This window comes from Kineococcus sp. G2, assembly GCF_037154035.1.
GTDB lineage: Bacteria > Actinomycetota > Actinomycetes > Actinomycetales > Kineococcaceae > Kineococcus.
Window position 1 is genome coordinate 47,666 of sequence record NZ_JBBBEM010000123.1, and the last position, 6,653, is coordinate 54,318.

The window sequence follows — 6,653 nt, forward strand, 5'->3', positions numbered from 1 at the left end:
ACCCCGTGAAGCTCTGCGTCCTGGGCGGTGCGGGTTTCCGCACCCCCTTCGTCCACCAGGCGCTGCTGCGCGACACCGGCTCACCTCGCGTCGAAGAGCTCGCGCTCTTCGACACCGACCCGGTGCGGCTCGACGGCATGGTCCGCGTCCTGCGGGAGATGGCCGCGGAGTTCCCTCGCCCGCCCCGCCTCGCACCGACGACGGACCTGACGGAAGCGCTGCGCAGCAGCGACTTCGTGTTCGCCGCCGTGCGCGTCGGCGGCCTGCCCGGCCGCTGCCGCGACGAACGCGTGGCCCTGGACCTCGGCCTGCTGGGCCAGGAGACCACCGGACCGGGTGGCATCGCCTACGCGTTGCGCACCGTGCCGTTCATGCTGCACGTCGCCGAGCAGGTGCGCCGCCACGCTCCCGCTGCGCACGTGCTGAACTTCACCAACCCGGCCGGCATCGTGACCGAGGCGATGCAAGCGGTGCTCGGTGACCGGGTCCTCGGCATCTGCGACACCCCGTCCGGGCTGGTGCGCCGAGTCGCGGACCAGCTCGGGCTGGACCACCGGCGCGTTCAGCCCGACTACGTCGGCCTGAACCACCTCGGCTGGTTGCGGGGGTTGCGGCACGACGGCGTCGACGTCCTGCCGCGCCTCCTGGCCGACGACGCCTCGCTGGGCGCGCTGGAGGAGGCGGCCGTCTTCGGCGCCGGTTGGCTGCGGACCCTGGGGGTGATCCCCAACGAGTACCTCTACTACTACTACCGCCACCGCGACGCGCTGCGCAGCGCACTGGCCGCGGAGGAGACCCGCGGCGAGCACCTCCTGAGCACCCAGGGAGCTTTCTGGGAGGAGCTGGCGCGCACCCGCGAGGGCGGCGCGGCGCAGTTGTGGCGGGCGACCGTCAACGAGCGCAACGCCACGTACATGGCGGACGCCCGGGGCGGTGCGGTGGCGGAGCACCCCGACCGGCCGGAGCTCGACCCCGACCAGCAGGGTTACGCGGGTGTCGCCCTGCAGGTGATGGCAGCCATCAGCCGCGACGAGCGCGCCACGATGATCCTCAACGTCCGCAACCGCGGGACGATCACCGGCCTGCCCGAGGACGCCGTCGTGGAGGTCCCCACCGCGGTGGACGCCGGCGGGGTGCACCCGCTGACGACGGCCCCACCCGATCTGCACCAGCTCGGGCTCATGCAGCAGGTGAAGGCCGTCGAGCGCCACGCGATCGCGGCCGCCGTGCACGGCGACCGCGACGAGGCGCTGCGGGCGTTCGCCCTGCACCCGCTGGTGGACTCCGTCGCACTGGCCGGGGACCTGCTGGACGGGTACGTGGAGCGCATCCCCGAGGTGGCGGCGGTCTTCCGGCGCTGACGCCTCACTCACGACCGGGGGGAGGCGGCATCCTCCACCGCGTCGTAGGCCCCGACCGCGGCCTCCACCCGCCCGGCCAGCTCCTCGAGGCCCTCAGCCGCGCCGTGCGCCGCCTGCGCCAGCGTGGCGAAGAAGGCGTGCGCCGCCTCCGCCGCCCTCCCCGCGCACCAGCTGTCGGCACCGGCCGCCCGGGCGCTGAGCGCAGAGCGGTGCTCCGCAGCCATCCGGGACCCCTCGCGCAAGCGCCCCACCGCTGCGGACATCTCGTCGGTCACCACGCCGTAGCGCACGGCTCAGCCCTCCTCGCGCCAGGGGAAGGAGCGCGCGCGCCAGCGCAGTCGCTGGAGCCAACCGCGCAGGTCACCGGGGAGCACGGCACCCCCGGCCCCCAGGACTGCTGCCCGTACGCCGTCGTCGTCGAGGCGGTCGAGGTCCTGCAGCTCTTCCAGGAGGTGGTCCACCACACCGGACGGTTCCTGCCGCAGCAGTGCCTGCTGCGCAGGCCACGGCTGAGCGTCCAACCGCTGCAGGGCAGGACCGGTGTACGCGGCGAGCACGGCACCGAGGTGCGGGAACCGTTCCGTGGAGCCGCCCGGAGGCAGTTCGGGGTGCGCGTCGAGGACGAGGGGAGACGCCCCCGACCCGCGCTGCAGCACCACCGCCACGTGCTGGGCGGTCGTCGAGAGGGCCGGGTGCGTCAGCTCCACGGACCCCACGGGCCGTCCGGCGTCGACGACCACCCGTAGCCGGCGCGAGCCGCCGGCATCCGCGAGCCACCGCTCGAGCGCGTCCGTCCGGGTCTCGAGCACGGCGCTGACCAGGTCACCGACCGAGACGTCGGGGTCGAAGCGCCCGACGCGGTGGAGCGCAGGCGCTTCGCGCACCGGTGAACGCGCGGGGCCCTGCGCGAGCCGTCGCTCGAACCACTCGCCCCACACCGACCAGGACACCCCTTCGGGCGGCTCGCCGGGGACACCGGTCGCCGTCGTCACCAGGTCAGCGGGCCCCGCTGCGGTCCTGGACCCGGCGCGCCACTGCTCGAGGGCCGCCGCCGCGGTCATCGGGTCGGCGGTCGCCAGTGCGTCGACGGCGGCGCGGGGGTCGAGCCAGTCCTCGATCGCCGTGGTGGCCGCCAGCAGCTGCAGCAGCTCCCACCGTTCCTCCCCCACCGGCAGGTCCTCCGGCACGGAGCTGAGGATGAGCGGTGTCGGACCGGAGAGGTCGAGGCGCACCACTGCACACGTGACCGCCCGCTCGACGACGCCCGCCTCAGTGCGCACGAACAGCGTGCCGACGGAGTCGGGCACAGGGAGCCGCAGCTCCACCCACGGGACCCGCAGGTTCGCAGCCCGGCGCACCCGCGCTTCGTGCGCTCGCAGCGCCTCGGTGGTCCACGCTTCCGCGACCGACCGGTCCGCCCAGCGCGACGCACGATCACCTGGGGGCAGCACACGAACCGGTGGACGTTCGAACGACGACATCGATCTCCTCAGGAGGTGAGGAGGACGACGCTAGTCGGCTGCCGTGGGCCACCCGGAGCTGTCCACAGGCAGGGCGGTGGTGGTGGTGTGTGAGGCACCGCCGATCCTGCCCGGGCCTTGGACGCAGGAAAGGCCCTGCACCCCCCCTTCTTCAAGAGGAGTGCAGGGCCTTCCTGTGTTCTCACAAGCGTGAGTGGCCGGCGGTGACCTACTCTCCCACCCAGTCTCCCGGGCAGTACCATCGGCGCTGGTGGGCTTAGCTTCCGGGTTCGGAATGTAACCGGGCGTTTCCCCACCGCTATGACCACCGGACCACAAGGGCCAGGAACCATCAACTGGTTGTGTCCTGAGAGCCACACAGTGAACGCGCTACCTGACCCATCGAGTGCTCCTCCAGCGTGATACCCCACCCTGAAACCGCAGATTCCTTCGATGCTTCGTGCTCGTCTTCCTCGACCCAACCACCCACCACCACCACCTAGTGCGGTGAGGTCTGGTGTGCGCTGGTAACAAGTGATCGGCTTATTAGTACCGGTCAGCTCCACAACTCGCTAGTCGTTGCTTCCACACCCGGCCTATCAACCCTGTGGTCTCCAGGGAGCCTCCCACCCCTTTAACGGGGCACGGAAACCTCATCTCGAAGCAGGCTTCCCGCTTAGATGCCTTCAGCGGTTATCCCTTCCGAACGTAGCCAACCAGCCATGCCCTTGGCAGGACAACTGGCACACCAGAGGCTCGTCCGTCCCGGTCCTCGCGTACTAGGGACAGCTCTTCTCAAGTTTCCGACGCGTGCAGCGGATAGGGACCGAACTGTCTCACGACGGTCTAAACCCAGCTCGCGTACCGCTTGAATGGGCGAACAGCCCAACCCTTTGGACCTACTCCAGCCCCAGGATGCGACGAGCCGACATCGAGGTGCCAAACCATGCCGTCGATATGGACTCTTGGGCAAGATCAGCCTGGTATCCCCGGGGTACCGTTTATCCGTTGAGCGACCGCGATTCCACACTCCACGGCCGGATCACTAGTCCCGACTTTCGTCCCTGCTCGACATGTCTGTCTCACAGTCAAGCTCCCTTGTGCACTTGCACTCAACACCTGATTGCCAACCAGGCTGAGGGAACCTTTGGGCGCCTCCGTTACTCTTTAGGAGGCAACCGCCCCAGTTAAACTACCCACCAGGCACTGTCCCTGATCCGGATCACGGACCGAAGTTAGACATCCAGAACGACCAAAGTGGTATTTCAACGTTGACTCCACGACCCCTAGCGTGACCGCTTCACCGTCTCCCACCGATCCTACACAAGCCGTTCCGAACACCAATACCAAGCTATAGTGAAGGTCCCGGGGTCTTTCCGTCCTGCTGCGCGTAACGAGCATCTTTACTCGTAGTGCAATTTCGCCGAGTTCGCGGTTGAGACAGCGGGGAAGTCGTTACGCCATTCGTGCAGGTCGGAACTTACCCGACAAGGAATTTCGCTACCTTAGGATGGTTATAGTTACCACCGCCGTTTACTGGCGCTTAAGTTCTCAGCGTCCTCCACACGAGGTGGAGTAACCGGTCCCCTTAACGTTCCAGCACCGGGCAGGCGTCAGTCCGTATACATCGTCTTACGACTTCGCACGGACCTGTGTTTTTAGTAAACAGTCGCTTCCCCCTGGTCTCTGCGGCCCTCAAACGCTAGCCGGCAAGCGGCTTCACGTCTCAGGCCCCCCTTCTCCCGAAGTTACGGGGGCATTTTGCCGAGTTCCTTAACCACGATTCACTCGATCGCCTCGGTATTCTCTACCTGACCACCTGAGTCGGTTTAGGGTACGGGCGGCTCGAACCTCGCGCCGAGGCTTTTCTAGACAGCATGGGATCACCCTGCTTCCCCCATACGGGGTCACCATCAGGTCTCAAGCTCGACATCTAAGTCAGAGGTGCGGATTTGCCTACACCTCGCCCTACACCCTTGGACGTGGACAACCATCGCCACGCGGAAGCTACCCTCCTGCGTCACCCCTGTTACTACGCTTGCCTACTACCGGATCGGGCCACACGCTCCACCACCTCACGCCCGAAGGCAACGAGGGGCTTTGGGTGCTTAGCATCACCGGATTCGACATGGACGGTTCTACACCGGTACGGGAATATCAACCCGTTGTCCATCGACTACGCCTGGCGGCCTCGCCTTAGGTCCCGACTGACCCAGGGCGGATGAACCTGGCCTTGGAACCCTTGGTCAATCGGCGGCCGGGTTTCTCACCCGTCATTCGCTACTCGTGCCGGCATTCTCACTCGTGTGCAGTCCCCGACACAATCACTCGGCCGCTTCACCCCACATACGACGCTCCCCTACCCACCCACGCACCTGCCCCCACCACCCACAAGGAGGAACGGGAGAAGTTTCCCGTGTGAGTGCCACAGCTTCGGCGATGTGCTTGAGCCCCGCTACATTGTCGGCGCGGAATCACTTGACCAGTGAGCTATTACGCACTCTTTCAAGGGTGGCTGCTTCTAAGCCAACCTCCTGGTTGTCTGCGCAACTCCACATCCTTTCCCACTTAGCACACGCTTAGGGGCCTTAGCTGATGATCTGGGCTGTTTCCCTCTCGACTACGAAGCTTATCCCCCGCAGTCTCACTGCCACGCTCTCACTTACCGGCATTCGGAGTTTGGCTGACGTCAGTAACCCGGTGGGGCCCATCGGCCATCCAGTAGCTCTACCTCCAGCAAGAAACACGCGACGCTGCACCTAAATGCATTTCGGGGAGAACCAGCTATCACGGAGTTTGATTGGCCTTTCACCCCTACCCACAGCTCATCCCCCAGGTTTTCAACCCTGGTGGGTTCGGTCCTCCACGCGGTCTTACCCGCGCTTCAACCTGGCCATGGGTAGATCACTCCGCTTCGGGTCTAGAGCACGCGACTAAAACGCCCTGTTCGGACTCGCTTTCGCTACGGCTACCCCACCCGGGTTAACCTCGCCACGTACCACTAACTCGCAGGCTCATTCTTCAAAAGGCACGCCGTCACAGAGAACGAGTCTCTGCCCCGACGGATTGTAGGCACATGGTTTCAGGTACTATTTCACTCCCCTCCCGGGGTGCTTTTCACCATTCCCTCACGGTACTTGTCCGCTATCGGTCATCAGGAAGTATTTAGGCTTACCAGGTGGTCCTGGCAGATTCACACGAGATTTCACGAGCCCCGTGCTACTCGGGAGATGCGCCCAGACAGGCCGCAGCATTTCGCCTACGGGGGTTTCACCCACTACGCCGGACCTTCCCAGATCCTTCGGCTATACCACGACTTTCTCACTGCCCGAAGCGTCGGTAGCCGCTTCCAACACACTCCCACAACCCCGCAACCGCAACCCCTACCAGGTCTCCAACGGAAACGGTTTAGCCTCATCCGCGTTCGCTCGCCACTACTGACGGAATCACATGTTGTTTTCTCTTCCTGTGGGTACTGAGATGTTTCACTTCCCCACGTGCCCTCCACAAACCCTATACATTCAGGTGCGGGTGCCCGCCCATGACGACGGCCGGGGTTCCCCAGTCGGACACCCTCGGACCACCGTTCGGTTGCCACCTCCCCGAGGCTTATCGCAGGCTCCCCCGTCCTTCATCGGCTCCTGATGCCAAGGCATCCACCATGCGCCCTTACACACTTGCCACCACCACACACCACACCCCACCCGAGGACGGGACGTGCCGCACAGCAGCCCAAGCCAAAGAACCCAAACCACAAAGACACAGAAAAAATCTACTCGACGAAGCACCACGACAAAGAAACACTCACAGACGGTGCACCAAACACACCATC

Annotated in this window: 3 protein-coding genes and 2 rRNA genes; 1 reads left to right on the plus strand and 4 read right to left on the minus strand. The window is 65.5% G+C overall.

The window, feature by feature from the left end:
* Positions 1-5: 5 nt before the first annotated feature.
* On the plus strand, positions 6-1,361 hold the full coding sequence (locus V9U69_RS17355) for a 6-phospho-beta-glucosidase (protein ID WP_337063112.1): 1,356 nt from the start codon (positions 6-8) through the stop codon (positions 1,359-1,361).
* An 8-nt stretch (positions 1,362-1,369) separates the two neighbouring features.
* On the opposite strand, the gene V9U69_RS17360 is transcribed toward V9U69_RS17355, so the two are convergent.
* From V9U69_RS17360 to V9U69_RS17375, 4 genes are all read right to left on the minus strand, one after another.
* Positions 1,370-1,585, minus strand: coding sequence for a hypothetical protein (locus tag V9U69_RS17360; RefSeq protein ID WP_337063113.1), 216 nt, complete (start codon positions 1,583-1,585; stop codon positions 1,370-1,372).
* 69 nt (positions 1,586-1,654) lie between these two features.
* A complete protein-coding gene (locus V9U69_RS17365; RefSeq protein WP_337063114.1) occupies positions 1,655-2,668 on the minus strand; it encodes a hypothetical protein in 1,014 nt (337 codons plus the stop codon).
* A 369-nt stretch (positions 2,669-3,037) separates the two neighbouring features.
* Positions 3,038-3,154: ribosomal RNA gene (rrf, locus tag V9U69_RS17370) — 5S ribosomal RNA — on the minus strand.
* A 193-nt stretch (positions 3,155-3,347) separates the two neighbouring features.
* Positions 3,348-6,504: ribosomal RNA gene (locus tag V9U69_RS17375) — 23S ribosomal RNA — on the minus strand.
* Positions 6,505-6,653: the final 149 nt, after the last annotated feature.